We start from the raw sequence: 19,514 nt of genomic DNA, 5'->3' as shown, positions 1-19,514 counted from the left end.
GACGTGAAAACACCGAAGCCTGAAAGCTTCGAGGGCCAGATCCTGGCCCTCATTCCCTCCCTCAGGCGCTATTCGCGCAGCCTGACCCGCTCGGATGCCGATGGTGAGGATCTTCTGCAGGATTGCATAGAGAAGGTCCTGTCCCGTCGATCGCAGTGGCGCGGCCTGAATCTGCGCGGATGGGTACTGACGATCATGACCAACCTGTCGCGAAACGGCCATCGCCAGCGCCAGCGGGCGCCGACGGTTGAGCTTGAAACCGTCGAAAACGTCGTCTCCGCCGAAGCAGCCCCCGATCCGCTCGAACGATCGAAGCTGGAGGAGGCGCTGAACAGCCTTTCGGAGGAAAACCGCGCGGTGCTGATGTTGGTCGTCATCGAAGGCTATACCTATCAGGAGGTTGCGACCGCCCTCGACATCCCGATCGGCACGGTAATGTCGCGCCTGTCGCGCGCGCGGCAAAGGATCGGAGAACGCATGAAGGCTGACAATGTGATTACGCTTCGGAGACCGAAATGAGCGAGATCAACCCGACCGTGACCGAAGCGGATCTTCATGCCTATGCCGACGGACAGCTTTCCGAACAGGTACGCACCCGTATCGAGGCATGGCTGGAGGATAATCCTGACGACGCGGCCCGCGTGGCGGAGTGGACGGCGCGAAATGCCGAAATTCGATCGCTCTTCGCACCTTACGAAAGATCCTCTGACACGGACGAGGCGCTTGTCACCGGCCGAAGACAGCGGATGAACTGGCCAAAACGCCTGGCAGCGGCAGCCGTGATTGCTGCGGTCTTCGGCCTTGGCGCGCTGAGCGGCCATTACGGCCCCGCCCTGTTTGAAAAGCCGGAACTGCAACTGACGGAACTCGAAACCTTTCCAAATGAAGCCCGCAACGCCTTCCTGGTCTACGCCACCGAAGTCCGGCACCCGGTGGAGGTCTTTGCCGATGAGGAAGCTCATCTGGCCACCTGGCTCGGTAAGCGGCTCGCGATCCAGAACCTGCGGGTTCCGAACCTGCAGGAGCTCGGTTTCAAGCTGGTCGGCGGCCGCCTGTTGCCTGTCGACGGCAAGCCGGGGGCGATGTTCATGTACGAGGATCAGGCCGGCGAACGCCTGACGGTCCTCGTCGGTCGCAACGCCGACAACAGATCGACCAGCTTCCGCTTCGCCTCGTCGGGCAATGTCGAAACCTTCTATTGGATCGACGGCGAACTCGGTTACGCCGTGACCGGCGAGGTTTCGCGCGAGGTGCTGAAAAAGGTAGCGGAGGAATGCTACCGGCAGTTTCCGTCCTGATGATCACCGCAGCGGATCGTTGACAAGCTCGATCGGCTTGCCGTGCGGTGTCGCCTCCGCAGCCCGCTGCCAGCTCTTCTGTAGATCAAGGATCATGTCTGCGTCGCCAACGCCGCGTTCAACCAGAATCGCGGAAAGTGCGGCGACCCAGCAATCGAAATAGTCGCTCCCGTCCTCGGCGCGGCCGGGTTGGTGCAGCTCTCCGGAGAGAGTTTCCGCCCATTCGCTCCATGTGAACAGGCCGCGTTCGTGCAGATGCACGGTCATGGCAAAGGCTTCCGCGGCCCACGGCTCGGGAAACACCGGCTCGCCATCAGCCGATTTCGGCAGCTGCGGTGATTGGGCGAGCGGCGAACGCGTTTCACACTGGCTCAAGATAGCTCTCCCATGCGTCGATCGAGACGCTGAGCGTTGGATCGGCACCGTCGCCCCAGATCTCACCGCCATCGAAGACGACGGTGTAGACCCATTGGGGGTTCTCTCCCCTGCCATGGGCATTATCGTCAGGAAAGACGAAGGAACCCTGGACCGCCTCTACGACCCCGGACTTGGCACGCGCATAACGCGGCAGCCGAGTATGTGTCGTCGGGTTGAAATTCCGCGTTCGAACCTTGTCCCCGGCTGAAAAACGCGGTGGCGTCGCCACAGGCCTGTCGCAAGGGCCGCCTTTGGCGAGCGCGCCAGCCACCATGTCGGCCGAGAGCGTGCGCTTAGGCGTCGCGCCATCTGCCTGCTTGTGACCGGCATCGATTTCGCCTGACGTCACGAAGCCGTGCCGCTGCAGCAGCACCTCCAGCGCCCGCGTCCAGATCTCGTAATAACTGGCGCCAAGGTACTCGGCCGGAGGGATGCTCTCGCGTGTGTGCCGGCTCTCATCGATGTTCCAGGCGCCGAGCGCACCGCCAGATAGCGTCAGCCCGAGCGCCCGCTTCTCCCACTCCGCGTGAAAATACGGCTCGTTCGTCTCGGGCGCGACGGCACCGAAACCCATCTGGCCGCCAAGGTCGTGCGGACCATTCATAGCGAACCTCCCGGTGTTGCGGCGACACCCGTCCCGATCATCGAGTCGCGACTGACGAGGTCGGCAAGCTGCTCCTCGCTCCATCCTTCGGAACCATCTGGCCGCTCGGGAATGACCAGATAGCGCAGCTCCGCCGTCGAATCCCATACGCGGATTTTCTTGTCGTCAGCCAATGTCACGCCGAACTCGGCCAGCACGCCACGCGGATCGATCACCGCCCGCGAGCGATAGGCAGGCGCCTTGTACCAGACCGGCGGCAGGCCGAGCACGGACCAGGGGTAGCAGGAGCAAAGCGTGCAGACGACGAGATTATGCGTCTCGCCGGTGTTGAACACGGCGCGCATGTGCTCGCCCTGGCGTCCCGTATAGCCGAGGCTCGCGATCGCCGCCGTTGCGTCGCGCCGCAGCCATTCCGCAAAATCAGGATCGCTCCAGGCTTTCGCAACGACCCGAGCGCCGTTGCGCGGCCCAATCTTGGTTTCGTAGGTCTCGACGATCGCGTCGATGGCGGCCGGATCGATCAGTCCCTTCTCCGTCAGGACCGTTTCGAGCGCCCTCACCCGTGCCTGCATGTCGGTATAGCGGTTATCGTGGTCATGATGATGGTCATGGCCGTGATCGTGATCGTGATCTTGATGATGATCGTCGTCGTGCACGAGATGGTCCTCCGCCAATGCGTGGCCTATCTTTAAGCGCTTGCGTCTGCGCCGCCAAGCCCAGTCGATAGAACCGTCACAACCCTTATTTCAGCATCGGCCAGAGGCTGAGCACCAGCAAGACCGCCATGGTGATATTGAACCATTTGAGCCGCGTCGGATCCGAAAGCCAGTCACGCAGCGCCGAGCCGAACCCAGCCCAGGTCGAAACGCTCGGCACATTGACCAGAGCAAAGGCGACGCCGACGATCAGGACGCTCGCCAGATAGATGTCGGGGATCGTGTAGGTCGCCATCGCGGTCACGGCCATGACCCAGGCCTTCGGATTGACCTACTGGAAGGCTGCTGCCGAGAGGAACGACATCGGCTTGACGCCGCTCTTGCCTTCGCCGAGGGTGCGCGATGTCGCGATCTTCCAGGCGATCCAGGCAAGGTAGGCGCCGCCGGCAAACTTCAGCGTCGTATAGAGCGCCGGCACCGTATGAAGCAGCGCCCCCAGCCCGAAGCCGACACCGATCAACAGCGAAAAGAACCCGGCTCCGATACCCAGCATGTGCGGAACGGTCCGGCGGAAACCGAAGTTCACGCCCGACGCGAAGAGCATCATGTTGTTGGGACCGGGTGTTATCGATGTCGTGAAGGCAAACAGGACGAGTGCCAGAAATGTATCCAACGGCATGGGACCTCCCCGAGGCCCGCGATTGCTGGCGACCCCGATCAATTTGGGTCAAGATAATTGACGTGAATTTGCCGTTCCATTCAATCATTGTCATGGTGACAGGATTGGTTGAAAGATTGAAACCGGAATGAACATCATGCGAGACGACGCCATCCCGACCATCCGCCTTCCTGACGGCACCGAAGTTCCGGCCCTTGGCCAGGGGACCTGGAACATGGGCGAAAACCCCGGTGAAGCACGGCAGGAAATCGAAAGCCTGCGCGCCGGCCTCGATCTCGGCATGACGCTGATCGATACGGCGGAAATGTATGCCGAAGGCAGAGCCGAGAAGATCGTCGGCGAAGCGATCCGCGGCCGCCGCGACGACGTGTTCCTCGTCAGCAAGGTCTATCCCTGGAACGCCAGCAGCAAAGGCACGATGGAGGCCTGTGACAACAGCCTGTCGCGCATGGGAACAGACCGCATCGATCTCTACCTCCTGCACTGGCGCGGCGATCATCCGCTCGCCGAAACGGTCGAGGCCTTCGAAGAGCTGAAGGCCTCAGGCAAGATCGGGGCCTGGGGCGTCTCCAATTTCGATACCGACGACATGGAAGAACTGCTTGCCGTTCCCTCCGGAGCAAATGTGGCGGCCAACCAGGTGCTTTATAATCTTGCGCGCCGCGGCATCGAGTTCGACCTTCTGCCCTGGTGCCAGCAGCGCAGCATCCCCGTCATGGCTTATTCGCCGATCGAGCAGGGCCGCATCCTGCACAATCCCGAACTGATCCGCATCGCCAAGGCCAACCAGGCGACACCAGCACAGGTGGCGCTCGCCTTCCTGCTGGAACGCGACGGGGTGATCGTCATTCCGAAAACGGCGAATGCCGCCCGCGCCGCGGAGAACCGCGATGCCGTCTCACTCGATATCACCGACGAGGATTGGGCCGCGCTCGACGCCGCCTTCCCGCCGCCGACAAAGAAGAAGCCGCTGGAGATGCTGTGATCCGCAGCGGCTTTTTGCCGGTTCAGGTCGCCGCCAGGCCCTCGGCTTGCAGCGCCTTCTGAACCGATGGGCGAGATCGTACGCGCTCGTACCAGGCCTGCAGGTTGCGCAGGCCGTCGAAATGGATGTCTGCCCTGATGTAGCTGGTCAGCCATGACGCTTGTCCCCAACCGGTGAGCGCGAAAAGGTAGGCGTCCGCAACGGTAAAGGTGTCGCCCGCCAGATAGGGGCGATCCGCCAACTCCCTGTCTATGAAGGCATAGCGGTCTTCGAGCTTTGGCTTGGCGGTCTCGACATACTTGCCGGCCAGTCGCGCGTAGAGCAGCGGAATGAACCCCTTGTGGATTTCCGAGGTCAGGAAGCTCAGCCATTGCTGAAGCTTGTAGCGCGCAATCGTGCCGTTGGCGGGCGCCAATCCGAGCTCCGGCTTCAGATCGGCGAGATACTGAACGATTGCCGGCCCTTCCGTCAGGATCGTGCCGTCGTCGAGTTCCAGCGCAGGCACATAGCCGAGCGGATTGATCTCCTGGAAATTCCCGTCGATCCCGAAGCTGTGCTTCTTGCTGTCAACCAGCATCAGCTCGATATCTAAGCCGAGCTCGTTGAGCACGATATGCGGTGCAAGCGAGCAAGCGGCCGGGATGTAGTAGAGCTTCATCTTTCTTCCTTTTCGATCTCCACCGACACGCAACGCGTCGGCTCGGCGGCAATCTAAAAGGTCGGGATATTTTTGGAAGAAGGCACTATAATGTAGTGTAAGTACATATTTTATACCGAGGAGATCCGCATGAAGGAGAGCGTCACGAATTGCACCGTGGAGGAAGCCATGCGGCTGCTCGGCGGCAGATGGCGGCTCCTGATCGTGTACTTTCTCCTCGACGGACCCAGACGCTTCAACGCACTGAGACGCAGCCTGCCGGGTATCTCGCAGCGCATGCTGACGCTCGATCTTCGCGCCTTGGAGGATGCCGGATTGATCAGCCGTACCGCCTATCCGACCGTGCCGGTCACCGTCGAATATCAATTGACGGATGACGGAAACCGGATGGTCCCCGTGGTCAAGGTGATGCAGGAGTTTGGGAAATGGCTGCAGGAGCGAGAACCGCCGGCACAGTCAGCCTGAAACAGGCTCGCCAGAACAGCGGCCGAGAACATAAAGAAAACTCCGGCAAGCCGAATACGACCTGCCGGAGTTATCGTTCGAAGTGTTGCTTACATGCCCTGCTGGCCGCGGTTCATCGCGGCGATACCGGTGCGGCAGACCTCGATCAGGCCGAGCGGCTTCATGATGGAGACGAACTGGTCGATCTTGGAAGACTTGCCGGTGATCTCGAGAATGAAGTGATCCACCGTCGCGTCGACGACCTTTGCGTGGAAAGCATCGGCGAGCCGCAGCGTCTCGGCGCGGGTCTCCCCCGTACCGACGATCTTGACGAGCGCCACTTCGCGCTCGATCGGGCGCTCCTGGCCGAGTTCGCGGGCGCGAACCGTCAGGTCGACCACCCGATGAACCGGAACGATGCGCTCCAGCTGCGCCTTGATCTGCTCGAGAACGTGGGGGGTGCCGCGCGTCACGACGGTAATGCGCGACAGATGCGCCTGATGCTCGGTCTCGGAGACGGTCAGGCTCTCGATGTTGTAGCCACGACCGGAAAACAGGCCGATGACACGGGCAAGGACGCCCGGCTCGTTGTCGACGAGGACCGAAAGCGTGTGGCTCTCGACCGCCGCCGTCTCCGGCGAAATGAAATAGGCAGAGCCCGTCGGCTGTAGGTGTGCATTCATGGTCTTGGGTTCCTCTACCTTAAATCAAACGAGCGCGCGGCCCTTGGCGTCGATCGCGTTGGCGACCGCTTCGTCCGTGGCCTCGTCCGGCAGCAGCATCTCGTTGTGTGCCTTGCCCGATGGAATCATCGGGAAGCAGTTGGCGAGATTGGCAACGCGGCAGTCGAAGATCACCGGCTTCTTGACGTCGATCATCTCCTGGATGGTCGCATCGAGATCAGCGGGCTTTTCGCAACGCAGGCCGACAGCGCCATAGGCTTCCGCCAGCTTGACGAAATCAGGCATCGCCTCGGTGTAGGAGTTCGACAGACGGTTGCCGTGCAGCAGCTGCTGCCACTGGCGGACCATGCCCATGTACTGGTTGTTCATGATGAAGATCTTGATCGGCGCTTCATACTGGATCGCAGCCGACATTTCCTGGATGCACATCTGGATGGAGGCGTCGCCGGCGATATCGATGACGAGACTTTCTGGATGCGCGATCTGGACACCGAGTGCTGCCGGCAGGCCGTAGCCCATGGTGCCCAATCCACCCGAGGTCATCCAGCGGTTCGGCTTCTCGAAACCATAGAACTGTGCCGCCCACATCTGGTGCTGGCCAACTTCGGTCGTGATGTAGGTGTCACGATCCTTGGTCAGTGCGTAGAGACGCTCCAGCGCATACTGCGGCATGATCACGTCATTGTTTGGCGTGTAGGCGAACGAGTTGCGCGCACGCCAGCGGGCGATATCGGACCACCATTCGGCGATCTGGCTCTTCTCCGGCTTCTTCGGCAGAGCCCGCCACAGGCGAACCATGTCTTCCAGAACGCTGCCGACGTCACCACGAACAGGAACGTCGACGCGAACGTTCTTGTTGATCGACGACGGATCGATGTCGATGTGAATCTTCTTCGAGTTCGGCGAGAACGCGTTGAGACGGCCCGTGATGCGGTCGTCGAAGCGCGCGCCGATGCAGACCATGACGTCGCAATCATGCATCGCCATGTTCGCCTCGTAGGAACCGTGCATGCCGAGCATCTTCAGCCAGTTCTTGCCGGAGGCAGGATAGGCGCCGAGCCCCATCAGCGTTGAGGTAATCGGGAAATCGGTGAGCTCGACCAGCTCGCGCAGCAGCTTGGTGGCTTCCGGGCCGGAGTTGATGACGCCGCCACCGGAATAGATGATCGGCCGACGCGCCTTCGACATCAGTTCGATTGCAGCCTGGATCTGGTTGAGATCGCCCTGAATTTTCGGCTGGTAGCTCTTCTGAATCGCGTGGGCTGCCGGCGGCGTATAAGTGCCGGTGGCGAACTGGACGTCCTTCGGAATATCGACGAGAACCGGACCCGGACGGCCGGACTGCGCGATACGGAAGGCTTCATGGATGATCGCCGCCAGATCGTTGACGTCCTTGACCAGCCAGTTGTGCTTGGTGCAGGGGCGCGTGATACCAACCGTATCAGCTTCCTGGAAGGCGTCCGAGCCGATCAGCGAGGTCGGAACCTGGCCGCTCAGGCAGACGAGCGGAACGGAATCCATCAGGGCGTCCTGCAGCGGTGTCACGGCATTGGTGGCGCCAGGACCCGACGTGACGAGCATGACGCCGACCTTGCCGGTGGAACGGGCATAGCCCTCGGCAGCGTGGCCGGCACCCTGCTCATGACGAACGAGGATGTGCTTGATATCGTCCTGCTGGAAAATCTCGTCATAGATCGGAAGCACGGCACCGCCGGGATAGCCGAACAGGTGTTCGACACCATTGTCCTTCAGCGCGCGGAGCACGATCTCCGCGCCCGTCATCCTGTTATCATCCGTCTGCTTGTCCGTGCCCGTCATGTTTCTTTTCCGTTTTGACTGCTGGGATTTGAATTCTGTGGCGAGGAAGCCTGAATTTCAGGCATAAAAAAAGGCCCCTTCGGAGCCTGTCATCTAGCGCATGGGTGGCTACCGCCGGATGGTTACACCATCCTGCCCATGCGCTGTCCCACCACAATAAGAGCTACTGCTATCTTCATGGTCGGAAGTGATAGACAGAAAATTTCGCATCGTCAACGCAGTCAGCAATAAAAAATCGCGCCCGGTCGCCGTCGCCCTGCAGGCCTGAACCGGTTCAGAAGACTTTATTAAACGTTGGGCCTTATCCTTGTGCGCTACCGCAGGGAGTAGCCCTTTGCACGATACGCACATGGAAACGTCAGGCGAGCATGACCGCCGCGACACCTATGCACCGGGAAACAGGCTCCTCGGTCGCGTCGTCGCATGCAGCGGCTCCCGTGCAACGATTGGGGCTACGGCCCAAGCCGGCGGAACGGATCTCACGGAACTTTGGTCGGTTGGACGACTGATCTCGATCAGCGTTGGTCGCAACCGCGTCGTCGCGCTCGTCTACTCCATGAACACCGGCAGCCATGCCTGGTCGGAAGCCGAGGACAATTACTTCAAGATCGAAACCGAGCTGCTCGGAGAAGTCCGCGTTCATGAGGACGGCAGGGAAGAATTCTCGACCGGCATCTCGCAGTATCCCTATCTGGGCGCCATCGCGCACCGCATTCGCGCCAGGGATCTTATGCGCATTTATGATGCGGGCAGCGGAACGACGGCTGTCATCGGCAAGCTGACCCAGGATGAGACCATCGATGCGTCGATCCACGTCCCGTCGATGCTGTCGAAGCATTTCGCAATCGTCGGCTCCACCGGTGTCGGCAAGTCGACGGCGGTGTCGCTGCTGTTGCATAAGGCAATCGAAGCCGATCCCAAGCTCCGCGTACTGATCCTGGACCCGCACAACGAATTCGCGGCGGCCTTCCCCAAGCATTCCGTTGTCGTCGATACCGACACGCTCGACCTGCCGTTCTGGCTGATGCGGCTCGAAGAGTTCGCCGAGGTGGTCTTCCGTGGCAGAATGCCGGTACCGGAAGAACTGGACATGCTCCGCGACATTCTGCCGGAGGCCAAGCGCGCCTTCCGCGGCAGCGATAATTCCCTTGTGCGGCGAACCACCGAGAAAAGCTCGATCACAGCCGATACGCCGGTTCCATATCGTATCGCCGACCTGCTCGCGCTGATCGACGAGCGCATCGGTCGCCTTGAAGGACGAAGCGAGAAACCTTTCCTCCGTTCGCTCAAGATGCGGATCATCGCCGCGATCAACGATCCGCGCTATCACTTCATGTTCTCCAACAACACGATCTCCGACACGATCATGGAGACAGTCGCGGAGATTTTCCGCGTGCCGGGCGACAATCGGCCGATCTGCACGTTCCAGCTCTCCGGGATTCCGTCCGAAGTCGTGAACTCCGTTGCTTCAGTCCTTTGCCGGATGGCCTTCGAAATCGCGTTGTGGAGCGAAGGCGCGATCCACATGCTTGTGGTGTGCGAGGAAGCGCACCGCTACATTCCATCCGACCCGACGCTCGGCTTCTTTCCCACCCGCCAGGCGATCGCGCGTATCGCCAAGGAAGGCCGTAAATACGGCGTTTCGCTTGGCATCATTACGCAGCGCCCTGGCGAGCTTGACCAGACAATCCTGTCGCAGTGCTCGACGCTGTTTGCCATGCGGCTAGCGAACGACCGGGACCAGGAAATCATTCGCTCGGCCATTCCGAACTCGTCGATCTCGACGACAAGCTTCATCTCTTCGATCGGAAACGGCGAAGCAATCGCCTTCGGCGAAGCGATCAGCGTGCCGATGCGCATGCGCTTCTCCCGCGTTCCCGAGGAGCTGCTTCCCAAGGCCAACAGCGCCATCGTGAAAACCTCGGAAGAGGATCCGGATAACGTCGACCTGCGCAAGATCGTCACGCGAATGCGAGCCGTCAGCGGACCGGACATCTCCGCGTTCCAGCACAGCTACAGCTCCGCCGCGAGCAGTTTGCCGATGATGGATGAGGAAGAGGAAATCGACGAAGATCTGCCGCCGGCGCAGATGCCGATACCGTCGATCACGAATTCACCGCCGATCGCCCCGGTCGAGCCCTACCGCCAGGATATGCTTCCGGGCTCCTATGCCCCGCGCGAGCCGCTGCATCAGGCCCACGCTCCCGTAACGCCGCAACGCCAGGCATTTGGGACGGGCGCGGACACCTCGATCGACAGCCGCCTGGAAAGCCTTCGCCGCGAAACGCGAATGGAGCGACCGCCCGAGCGAGGCAGCGCCCAGCCGGCGACGCCTGTCAATATCCGCAGGGAACCGGGCGTCTCGTTGCGCGAGAGTATTCTGAAAAGGCCCCTGAGCAGTCTCTACGACAAGGATTAGGGCTGCGTTAGTTTAGCCGTTCCCAGCTGCCGTCCATCTGGTTGCGAGACCATGTCATCTGTCGCTTGGCATATTGACGGGTTGCGGCCGCTCCCTTGTCGATGACCTCGTCACGCGACATCTCCCCGCGTAGCATCGCCGCGATCTGCGAGACGCCAATGGCTTTCATGATCGGCATATCACCAGGCGGCGACAACGCCAGAAGCGCCCTCACTTCGTCCTCGGCACCCTCCTCCAACATCCTTTCGAAGCGTCCGTTGATACGGCCATGAAGGATGGCACGCTCAGGCAGAACCACGATCTTCCTGGCCTCGTCCGGATTTATCAGTGTGGCTCCTGCCTGCTGTTGAAAGCCAGAAATCGATTGGCCGGTGGCGACGACCACCTCGAGTGCGCGAACGATTCGCTGGCCGTCCTGAGGGTTCAAGCTAGCTGCCACCGCCGGATCGCGTGCGGTGAGCTCGCTGTGAAGCGCAAGCGGCCCTTCGGCCAGCAGGCGAGCACGCAGGTCGCTGCGGATATCTTCCGGAATGGCAGGCATATCCGAAAGCCCGCCGGTCAGCGCCTTGAAATAGAGGCCGGTTCCTCCGACGAAGACCGGCATCTTGCCCTCGGCACGCAGGCGCGGAAGCAACGCACCGACGTCACGGAGCCAGGCCCCCGTCGAATAGGCGTTGGCAGCCGGCACGTGGCCATAGAGATAGTGGGCGACGCCCTGCATGTCGGCTTCCGAGGGCCGCGCCGTCAGGATACGCAACGTATCATAGACCTGCATGCTGTCGGCATTGATCACCACGCCGTCGTGCTGTTTGGCCAGCTCCACCGCCAAGGCGGACTTGCCGCTTGCCGTCGGGCCGGTTATCAGGATCGCGTTCGTTGGGTTAAGAAGGTTTTCCATAATGGCTCTCGTTGCCACGCTTATTGCCAATCCGTCAAATCCCGTTCTAACGCCTGCCGTCGCGGAACGGGCGGCAGAGGCGGTCAACGCATCCGGCCTCTACTGGCTCGCCGATGGGATTGCCTGCGATATCGCCCTTCGGGACGGCAGCGATCCGGACGTCGCGCGAAAGCAGATTGCCGATATCATCGGCTCGTTGCCTGTTGATCTCGTCATCCAGGATGCCGAGACGCGCCGCAAGAAGCTGCTGATTGCGGATATGGATTCGACGATGATCGGCCAGGAATGCATCGACGAACTCGCAGCCGAAGTCGGCCTGAAAGATAGGGTCGCGGTCATCACCGCCCGCGCCATGAATGGCGAGATTGCCTTCGAGCCGGCGCTGCGCGAGCGTGTGTCTCTGTTGAAGGGCTTGCCCATCTCCGTTGTCGACGAAGTGATCGCCAAGCGCATCACCCTGACCCCGGGCGGCCCGGAGCTGATCGCCACGATGAAATCGAAGGGCTGCTACACGGCGCTCGTTTCCGGCGGCTTCACGGTCTTCACCAGCCGTATCGGCGCCACCTTGGGCTTCGACGAGAACCGCGCCAATACGCTGCTGGAGGAAAACGGCATCCTGACGGGATTCGTTGCCGAACCGATCCTCGGCAAGCAGGCCAAGGTCGACGCGCTGAACGACATTGCCGAAAAGCTTGGAATCTCGCCTGACGACGCAATCGCCGTCGGCGATGGCGCCAATGACCTCGGCATGCTGCATCTCGCCGGCTCCGGCGTTGCGTTGCATGCCAAGCCCGCTGTCGCAGCGGAGGCCAAGATCGAGATCAATCACGGCGACCTAACCGCCCTGCTCTACATCCAGGGCTACCGGAAGACTGACTTCGTCGCCGCATGACGTGAGCGGGGCTTTCGCCCCGCCGCACCACTATTCCATGGGCACTGCGACGAAACGCAGATCGCCGTTCGCGGACGCGATCATCATCTGGGCGTTGCGGCGCCCTTCCTGCTTCAACGACTGCACCTTCGCCTCGACAGCGTCTGGCGAACGCATGAATTCCTGCGCCACCTCGACGATTACATCGCCGGCCTTCAGGCCCTTCTCGGCGGCAAGCGAACCCGGCGCGACCTCGGAGACGAGGACACCGTCGACGCTTTCGGCGATGCCGAAAGTCTTGCGGGTTTCCGCGCTCAACAGCGACAGCGACAGGCCAAGAACGTTCTTGGTATCGGCCTTGACGTCAGGCGTTTTCTCGGCGGGCTTCCCCTTGCCATCAGGCACGGGCTGCGTCTGGTCGTCATCCGGCTCGTCCATGTCCTGGTTTTCGCTCGGATCCGGATTGATCACGCCGTCCTTGTTGTCGGCGTCGTTGGCAGCGGCCTGGTCGCTGTCTTCCAGTCGACCGAGTTTGACCTTGACGGTCTGTTCCTTGCCATCGCGAAGCACGACGACATCGACGTCCTTGCCGACCGGGCTCTCAGCGACGACGCGCGGAAGGTCGCGCATCTCATTGACGGCCTTGCCGTCGAATTTCAGGATGACGTCGCCTGCCTTGATCGAACCGTCATCGACAGGCCCGCCCTTGATAACACCGGCAACCAGCGCGCCCTTGGCGCTCGAAAGGCCAAGGCTGTCGGCAATATCGTCCGTGACAGGCTGAATACGCACGCCGAGCCAGCCGCGCCGCGTCTCGCCGAACTCGCGCAACTGCTGCACGACACCGGCAGCGAGTTCCGACGGCACGGAGAAGCCGATGCCGATCGAGCCGCCGCTCGGCGAAATGATCGCCGTGTTGATGCCGATGACTTCACCCTTCATGTTGAAGAGCGGACCGCCCGAATTGCCCTTGTTGATGGCGGCATCGGTCTGAATGAAGTTGTCGTAGGGACCGGCATTGATGTTGCGACCGCGCCCGGAAATGATGCCGACCGTCACCGATCCGCCGAAACCGAACGGGTTGCCGATCGCCATGACCCAGTCGCCAATCCGCATGGTGCTGGAGTCGCCGAATTTCACGAATTTCAACGGGGTCTTCGGCTCGACCTTGAGGACCGAAAGATCGGTCTTGGTGTCGGTGCCGATCAGCTTCGCCTTCAGCTTGCTGCCATCGGCGAAGTTCACCTCGATGTCGTCCGCGCCTTCGATCACGTGGTTGTTCGTGACGATGTAGCCTTGCGGATCGATGACAAAGCCGGAGCCGAGCGAGTTGACGTTGTGGTTGCCGCCCTGCTTGCCCTTCTGCTTGTTGAAGAAGTCGTTGAAGAACTCCTGGAAGGGCGAGCCGTCAGGCGCGCGCGGCGCGGGCCCGGCGCCCTCGTCGTCCTTTACGTTCTGTGATGTCGAGATATTGACGACCGCGTCAAGCAGCCCCTGTGCGAGATCAGCGACAGACGCCGGACCGTTCGTCGGCGGCGTCGCTTGTGCATGAACCACCCCGGCAAAACTCACATTCGCCAGAAATGCTGCGCCGGCCAAGAGAGCGAGCGATCGTCTGAAGGTCGGGCGTATCGTGGGGGCCATCAAGCATCCTCATGTCACATAAAAAAGCACACTGATCATGAGCATACGGCGGAATGATGGAGCGTGAAATCACCTTTTCGCGAAATCCCGCGCAATCTCTGCCGCAGGTAGATCGGGTGGATACAAAGACCCCAAATATCCCATTAAAACAAAGGGGCCAGCAGTGAGCCGACCCCTCTTTTTTCATTTCCTTATAGCCTCGGCGAAGGTCAATTCGCCGGTGCGGCAGGAGCGACCGCCGGAGGCGTTGGCGCCTTTCCGTTGGCGTTCTCGAAATAACGGAAGAACTCCGACGTCGGCGACAGGACGAATGTCGTATCCTGCGACGAAAGTGCCGAGGAATAGGCCGACATCGAGCGGTAGAATTCGAAGAAGGACGGATCCTTTCCGAACGCCTCTGCGAACACCCGGTTGCGCTCCGCATCGCCCTGACCGCGAAGAATTTCGGAGTCGCGCTGGGCTTCCGCCGTGATCTCCACGACCTGGCGATCCGCGATAGCGCGGCGGCGCTGCCCTTCTTCGTTACCCGATGCACGAATACGCTCTGCCTCGGCCAGTCGTTCGGAACGCATGGCGTTGTAGGTATTCGGTGCGACCTCGGGAGACAGATCGGTTCTGCGGATTCGGACGTCGTCGATGTTCAGTCCGAGATTTTCAGCATCGATCCGAAGATCGTCACGGATCTCGAGCATCATGGCGACACGCTCTTCCGAGAGCGCGGCGTTGTAGTCGCGCAGACCGTAGACCCGGCGCAGGGACGAGTCGAGCTGGGCACGAAGACGTGCTTCGGCCGCCTCACGATCACCCGACACCGTTTCGCGGAAGCGACGGACATCGGAGATGTTGTAGATGACGAACGCGTCGACATCGAAGGTCTGACCGTCCTGCACCTGTACGCGAATGTTGTCGAGGTCGAGGCGCAGCGCCTGCTTCTCGACATACTGCACCCGATCGGCGTCCATGAACGCGAACGGCAGTTTGAAGTAGAGACCTGGTTCGGTCTTGACCGACTGGATCTGACCGAAGCGGACAACAATTGCCTGCTCGCGGGCATTCACCACGAAGATCGAGGAGTAGACGAAGAAGAGAACGACCGCCAAGGCGATCAGGAAGGCGGGAAGCTTATTCGATGTCATGGTTCAACCTCCCTGCTGCGACGGCTTGCTGATCTCGTTGAGCGGCAGGTAGGGAACGACCCCCTGCTTCTCGTCGATCACGATCTTCTTCGAGTTCTTCAGCACCTGCTCCATCGTTTCGAGGAAAAGGCGCTTGCGCGTCACGTCGGGAGCCTTGGAATATTCGTCGTTGATGGCTGAGAAGCGCTGGGCTTCACCATCCGCTTCCTTGACCACGCGGTCCTTGTAGGCCGCGGCGTCTTCGCGAATCTGGGCCGCTTCACCGCGTGCCTGACCGAGACGCTGGTTGGTATAGCGGTTGGCTTCTTCGATCGTGCTGTCGCGGTCACGACCGGCGCGCTGCACTTCTTCGAAGGCATCGGCAACCTCGCGCGGAGGCGCAACGTTCTGGATGGTGACACCGGTTACGGTGATACCAGCATGATAGCGATCCATCGTGCCCTGGAGGATGTTGAGAACATCCGTCTCGATCGGCTGACGGTTGCTGCGGAACGCATCCTGGGCCGGACGGCGACCGACGATTTCACGCATCGCACTGTCGGCGACCTGCTGCAGCGTTTCCGCCGGGTTCTCGACGTTGAAGAGATAGGCCTTCGGATCGCTGACCGTGAAGAATACCGCGAACTGCACGTTGATGACGCTGCGGTCGCCCGAAAGCATCAGGCCGCTGGACGACGTAGCCGACGTCGCGCCGATATTCTGCTGCTGAACCGTGACCTTGACGGTCTCGACGGTTTCCATCGGCCAGAGATGGAAATGCAGCCCCGGCATGGAGACTTCCTGCTTCGGCTTGCCGAAGCGGAGTTCGACCCCGCGCTCGTCGGGCTGAACGATATAGATGCACTGGAAAAGCCAGAAGATCGCGACGATCGCGATGATGATCAGTGCGACGCCGCCGTTGAACCCGCCCGGCACGATGCCGCGCAACTGGTCCTGGCCGCGCCTGATGATGTCTTCAAGATCCGGTGGACCACCTTTTCCACCACCGCCGCCACGAGGACGGTTCGGTCCCTGCCCCCATGGTCCCTGATTGTTACCGCCGCCGCCGCCCCAAGGGCCGCCGCCGCCATTCTGATTGCTCCAGGGCATCAAAACCTCGTTGTTCGTTTAACTATTGGATCGCGGAACCCACGGGGGCGACGGATACAGCGATCGTGACCGTTATAGGTATCGCTGCATCCGCTTTCAACGCGACATGAGGAACTTGGCGATATTTATTGGAAAATATTCTGTTTTAAGGCTTTAGCGCCGGTCATAGACGACGAAACGCGTGGGATAGCTGTCCTTCTCGCCGGCCGGCACCCCGATTGCTTCGCCTGCACGCCAGATACCGGGATCGATCGGTGGAAAGACCGCATCGCCTTCGACGACGGTTTCGACATGCGTCACGCAGAGCCGGTCGCTGAGAGCGAGAGCCTGCGCATAGATCTGGCCTCCGCCGATGATGCAGACCTCGTCCTGACCGTTCTCCCGTGCCAGCGCCTCCGCCGACGAAATCGCCTCCGCCAGGGAATCGACCGTCGTTACGTCGGGATGGTCGATTGCAGCGCCGCGCGTGACCACAACGTTCGGACGACCGGGCAACGGCTTTCCGATCGAGTCATAGGTCTTGCGCCCCATGATCACGGGCTTTCCGAGCGTGATTGCCTTGAACCTTTTGAGATCGGTCGACAGCCGCCAGGGCATGTCGCCATCCCGGCCAATCACGCCGTTATCGGCAACGGCAACCACGATCGTCTTGCGGATGGAGGACATGGATTTCCCTGTTCAGACGGCGATCGGTGCCTTGATGCTCGCATCGGCCTCATAGCCGATCAGCTCGAAATCCTCGAACTTGAAGCCGAAGATGTCTTTCACATCGGGATTGAGCCGCATGAAAGGCAAAGGCTTAGGGCTACGCGTCAGCTGCAGCTTCGCTTGCTCGAAATGGTTCTGGTAGAGATGCGCATCCCCGAGCGTGTGTACGAAATCACCCAGTTTCAGCCCCGCCACCTGCGCAACCATCATCGTCAGCAGTGCGTACGACGCCGCATTGAATGGCACGCCGAGGAAGATGTCGGCCGAACGCTGATAAAGTTGGCAGGACAGCTTTCCGTCGGCCACGTAGAACTGGAAGAGGCAATGGCAGGGCGGCAGCGCCATGCTGTCCACCTCCGCCGGGTTCCACGCCGACACGATATGTCGGCGGGAGTTCGGGTTCTTGATGATGCCCTGCACCAGATTGGCGATCTGATCGATATGTCCGCCGTCGGGAGCCGGCCACGAACGCCACTGCGCGCCATAGACAGGGCCGAGGTCGCCGTTCTCGTCGGCCCATTCGTCCCAGATCGATACGCCGTTTTCCTTCAGGTAGCCGATGTTGGTCTCACCCTTGAGGAACCACAGGAGTTCATGGATGATCGAACGAAGATGAAGCTTCTTGGTCGTCAGAACCGGAAAGCCTTCCTCGAGATCGAAGCGCATCTGATAGCCGAACACGGAACGGGTGCCCGTCCCGGTGCGATCGCCGCGGTCGCTGCCCTTTTCCATCACATGGGTCAAAAGATCGAGGTACTGCTTCATCGTCGGCCGCCCGTTTCCATTGCGACCTATTTAAGCCTTCCCGGGGTCGAAACCAATCGCGGCACATGCATTATCCCGGCAAATCGTCCCGCTCGGCGGAGTTCGACGCGCTTGCGTTCCGAAAAGACGCTTTTGTGACGTACCCTCTTCCCATCCAACGCGGAAAACACTATATCAGCCTTGCCGGTTCTCGGATCGGCTATGGCGATAAATGAGCGATGGAATAAGCCTATTGGACCCGGGGGCGGTACCCGGCGCCTCCACCAAAAACCGGCGGAAGACTATGGTCGCGGCCGGCTTTTGATGGGGGCGAAATAGGATCGACAAGGGTGTAAAGATCGACTTTTTGCTCGGCATGATACCGCCGTTATCGGGTCAAAAGTGTAGTTGCAAACGACAACAACGCTAAGGAATACGCTCTCGCTGCCTAATGGCGGTGCGGGAATTCCGCTCTAAGTCCTTAGGGTTAGCCCCTTAAGGCGGGGTCCGAAGGCACCTGGCAACAGAAGCCTTCACCTTCTCGCTCCCGTTTAAATCATGTATGATTTGCGAAACTACGACTCGGCTTCGGGCTTTTCCAAGCCGCCCCGGCGTGGCATATAGCCTGGGGTGCCGGAACAACGAAAGACAGGAAAGCATGGGGCAGGATCACATCCGTTACGACATTCTGGCACAGGACGCGCTGCGCGGCGTCATCCGTAAGGTATTGTCTGAAGTCGCTGCAACGGGCCGCCTGCCGGGTGAGCATCATTTCTTCATCACCTTCCTGACCGGTGCTCCTGGCGTGCGCATATCCCAGATGCTGAAGTCCAAGTATCCGGAACAGATGACGATCGTCGTCCAGCACCAGTTCTGGGAATTGAAGGTTACTGATTCGGGATTCGAGATCGGCCTGTCCTTCTCCGACGTTCCCGAAAAGCTGGTCATTCCGTACAACGCGATTCGCGGCTTCTATGACCCCTCGGTCAACTTCGAGCTCGAGTTCGACGTGCCGCTGGTGGATGGCGAAGAACTCCCCTCTGGAGAGATTACCGCTTATCCGGTTGCCGCTGAAAAGACCGAGGATGCTTCCGCCAAACCCGCCGAGGGCGAGGAAAAGAAGCCGGGGTCGGTCGTCTCGCTCGACGCATTCCGCAAGAAGCAGTAAAAATTTCAAGGGAAGCATCGGCTTCCCTTTTTCGTCGGAGGCAAGCGTGAGCGCCGAAATCGTCAATCTCCGCCAGTTCCGAAAAAAGCAGGCCCGCTCCGAGAAAGACAAGCAGGCCGAGCAAAATCGCATCTCCTTCGGGCGCACGAAAACCGAGAAGCAGCTGACCACGGCGCTGAACGAGAAGGCCGATCGCGCACACCGCGAGGGCCATATCGAGAAGAGCGGCGACAAGGAATGAAGCGCGTTCGCGGCTGGAACGAGCACGGCGCCGCACATTTCCCCGTACCCCGCCGTTCCGCTTCCCTGTCTGGCGCAGCCCTGCCACGTCAATGATACGCAAGCACTCGGCCACACTGCACGGACATCGCACGAGCATTTCGCTTGAAGACGAGTTCTGGGCGGAACTGAACGCGATTGCCGAAGCCCGCGCGATCTCGCTTGCCGCCCTGATTTCAGAGATCGACGATCAGAGAAACCCTGACAGCAACCTGTCGTCGGCGCTCCGCGTTCAGGTTCTCGCGTGGCTGAAGTCCGGGAAAAGCGTAACGTTGCAGCCGAACTCGGACGACGCCTGACAACAAGGCCGTCCTAC

At 60.6% G+C, this 19,514-nt stretch carries 21 protein-coding genes, 1 other RNA gene and 1 pseudogene; 10 read left to right on the top strand and 13 right to left on the bottom strand.

The window, feature by feature from the left end; translation table 11 throughout:
* Positions 1-3 precede the first annotated feature (3 nt).
* Both ASE04_RS04800 and ASE04_RS04795 read left to right on the top strand, forming a co-directional pair.
* Positions 4-519 carry an RNA polymerase sigma factor gene (locus ASE04_RS04800; RefSeq protein ID WP_056812819.1) on the top strand — a complete coding sequence of 172 codons (516 nt, stop codon included), beginning with the start codon at positions 4-6 and terminating at the stop codon, positions 517-519.
* Complete coding sequence (locus tag ASE04_RS04795) at positions 516-1,298, top strand: anti-sigma factor family protein (protein ID WP_056812815.1); 783 nt, start codon at positions 516-518, stop codon at positions 1,296-1,298. The genes ASE04_RS04800 and ASE04_RS04795 overlap by 4 nt, the downstream gene beginning before the upstream one ends.
* A 3-nt stretch (positions 1,299-1,301) precedes the next feature.
* Here the strand turns inward: ASE04_RS04795 and ASE04_RS04790 are convergent, their stop codons facing one another.
* The 4 genes and pseudogenes from ASE04_RS04790 to ASE04_RS04775 all read right to left on the bottom strand — a co-directional run bounded on the left by ASE04_RS04790 (position 1,302) and on the right by ASE04_RS04775 (position 3,654).
* Complete coding sequence (locus ASE04_RS04790; RefSeq protein ID WP_056812810.1) at positions 1,302-1,673, bottom strand: nitrile hydratase accessory protein; 372 nt, start codon at positions 1,671-1,673, stop codon at positions 1,302-1,304.
* Positions 1,660-2,319, bottom strand: a complete 660-nt coding sequence (nthB, locus tag ASE04_RS04785; RefSeq protein WP_056812807.1) for a nitrile hydratase subunit beta — start codon at positions 2,317-2,319, stop codon at positions 1,660-1,662. Before nthB ends, ASE04_RS04790 begins: the two co-directional genes overlap by 14 nt.
* Positions 2,316-2,975: a nitrile hydratase subunit alpha gene (gene nthA, locus ASE04_RS04780; RefSeq protein WP_200960678.1), complete on the bottom strand. Its 660-nt coding sequence runs from the start codon at positions 2,973-2,975 to the stop codon at positions 2,316-2,318. Before nthA ends, nthB begins: the two co-directional genes overlap by 4 nt.
* 85 nt (positions 2,976-3,060) lie before the next feature.
* Positions 3,061-3,654 (bottom strand): annotated as a pseudogene (locus tag ASE04_RS04775) (LysE family translocator).
* A gap of 136 nt (positions 3,655-3,790) precedes the next feature.
* Here ASE04_RS04775 and ASE04_RS04770 point away from each other — a divergent pair.
* The gene (locus ASE04_RS04770) at positions 3,791-4,639 is read left to right on the top strand and encodes an aldo/keto reductase (protein WP_056813160.1); all 849 of its coding nucleotides are present in this window, start codon (positions 3,791-3,793) and stop codon (positions 4,637-4,639) included.
* Between the two features lie 22 nt (positions 4,640-4,661).
* Here the strand turns inward: ASE04_RS04770 and gstA are convergent, their stop codons facing one another.
* Positions 4,662-5,297: a glutathione transferase GstA gene (gene gstA / locus ASE04_RS04765; protein WP_056812802.1), complete on the bottom strand. Its 636-nt coding sequence runs from the start codon at positions 5,295-5,297 to the stop codon at positions 4,662-4,664.
* A gap of 129 nt (positions 5,298-5,426) precedes the next feature.
* On the opposite strand from gstA, the gene ASE04_RS04760 reads away from it, so the two are divergent.
* Complete coding sequence (locus ASE04_RS04760; protein WP_056812798.1) at positions 5,427-5,762, top strand: winged helix-turn-helix transcriptional regulator; 336 nt, start codon at positions 5,427-5,429, stop codon at positions 5,760-5,762.
* Positions 5,763-5,851: 89 nt separating this feature from the next.
* Here ASE04_RS04760 and ilvN read toward each other — a convergent pair whose 3' ends face one another.
* Complete coding sequence (ilvN, locus tag ASE04_RS04755) at positions 5,852-6,424, bottom strand: acetolactate synthase small subunit (protein WP_056812794.1); 573 nt, start codon at positions 6,422-6,424, stop codon at positions 5,852-5,854.
* Between the two features lie 24 nt (positions 6,425-6,448).
* Complete coding sequence (locus ASE04_RS04750; RefSeq protein WP_056812791.1) at positions 6,449-8,242, bottom strand: acetolactate synthase 3 large subunit; 1,794 nt, start codon at positions 8,240-8,242, stop codon at positions 6,449-6,451.
* Positions 8,243-8,591: 349 nt separating this feature from the next.
* Between ASE04_RS04750 and ASE04_RS04745 the strand changes: the two genes are divergently transcribed.
* Positions 8,592-10,661, top strand: coding sequence for an ATP-binding protein (locus ASE04_RS04745; protein WP_156408708.1), 2,070 nt, complete (start codon positions 8,592-8,594; stop codon positions 10,659-10,661).
* A gap of 7 nt (positions 10,662-10,668) precedes the next feature.
* On the opposite strand, the gene miaA is transcribed toward ASE04_RS04745, so the two are convergent.
* Complete coding sequence (gene miaA, locus ASE04_RS04740; RefSeq protein ID WP_200960684.1) at positions 10,669-11,562, bottom strand: tRNA (adenosine(37)-N6)-dimethylallyltransferase MiaA; 894 nt, start codon at positions 11,560-11,562, stop codon at positions 10,669-10,671.
* On the opposite strand from miaA, the gene serB reads away from it, so the two are divergent.
* On the top strand, positions 11,561-12,451 hold the full coding sequence (gene serB, locus ASE04_RS04735; protein ID WP_056812782.1) for a phosphoserine phosphatase SerB: 891 nt from the start codon (positions 11,561-11,563) through the stop codon (positions 12,449-12,451). The two genes, miaA and serB, sit on opposite strands and share 2 nt — an antisense overlap.
* Before the next feature lie 30 nt (positions 12,452-12,481).
* Here serB and ASE04_RS04730 read toward each other — a convergent pair whose 3' ends face one another.
* The 5 genes from ASE04_RS04730 to ASE04_RS04710 all read right to left on the bottom strand — a co-directional run bounded on the left by ASE04_RS04730 (position 12,482) and on the right by ASE04_RS04710 (position 17,772).
* Complete coding sequence (locus ASE04_RS04730; RefSeq protein WP_056812779.1) at positions 12,482-14,074, bottom strand: Do family serine endopeptidase; 1,593 nt, start codon at positions 14,072-14,074, stop codon at positions 12,482-12,484.
* Positions 14,075-14,283: 209 nt separating this feature from the next.
* The gene (gene hflC, locus ASE04_RS04725; RefSeq protein WP_056812775.1) at positions 14,284-15,210 is read right to left on the bottom strand and encodes a protease modulator HflC; all 927 of its coding nucleotides are present in this window, start codon (positions 15,208-15,210) and stop codon (positions 14,284-14,286) included.
* A gap of 3 nt (positions 15,211-15,213) precedes the next feature.
* Positions 15,214-16,299 carry an FtsH protease activity modulator HflK gene (gene hflK / locus ASE04_RS04720; protein WP_056812771.1) on the bottom strand — a complete coding sequence of 362 codons (1,086 nt, stop codon included), beginning with the start codon at positions 16,297-16,299 and terminating at the stop codon, positions 15,214-15,216.
* Between the two features lie 153 nt (positions 16,300-16,452).
* Complete coding sequence (locus ASE04_RS04715; RefSeq protein WP_056812768.1) at positions 16,453-16,965, bottom strand: dihydrofolate reductase; 513 nt, start codon at positions 16,963-16,965, stop codon at positions 16,453-16,455.
* A gap of 12 nt (positions 16,966-16,977) precedes the next feature.
* Entirely contained in the window at positions 16,978-17,772 is a 795-nt protein-coding gene (locus tag ASE04_RS04710) for a thymidylate synthase (RefSeq protein WP_056812766.1), read from the bottom strand.
* Between the two features lie 143 nt (positions 17,773-17,915).
* Here ASE04_RS04710 and ssrA point away from each other — a divergent pair.
* From ssrA to ASE04_RS04695, 4 genes are all read left to right on the top strand, one after another.
* Positions 17,916-18,289: a transfer-messenger RNA gene (ssrA, locus tag ASE04_RS29840) on the top strand.
* A gap of 120 nt (positions 18,290-18,409) precedes the next feature.
* Positions 18,410-18,919 carry an SspB family protein gene (locus ASE04_RS04705; RefSeq protein ID WP_056812763.1) on the top strand — a complete coding sequence of 170 codons (510 nt, stop codon included), beginning with the start codon at positions 18,410-18,412 and terminating at the stop codon, positions 18,917-18,919.
* Between the two features lie 46 nt (positions 18,920-18,965).
* On the top strand, positions 18,966-19,160 hold the full coding sequence (locus ASE04_RS04700; RefSeq protein ID WP_056812760.1) for a DUF4169 family protein: 195 nt from the start codon (positions 18,966-18,968) through the stop codon (positions 19,158-19,160).
* A gap of 91 nt (positions 19,161-19,251) precedes the next feature.
* Positions 19,252-19,497 (top strand): ribbon-helix-helix domain-containing protein, encoded by a 246-nt coding sequence (locus tag ASE04_RS04695; RefSeq protein ID WP_056812757.1) that lies wholly within the window; start codon positions 19,252-19,254, stop codon positions 19,495-19,497.
* The last annotated feature ends 17 nt before the right edge of the window (positions 19,498-19,514 follow it).

The organism is Rhizobium sp. Root708 (assembly GCF_001429725.1).
Lineage (GTDB): Bacteria > Pseudomonadota > Alphaproteobacteria > Rhizobiales > Rhizobiaceae > Rhizobium.
Note: the sequence above shows the minus strand (reverse complement) of the source record. Positions and strands in the feature narration are given on the sequence as shown.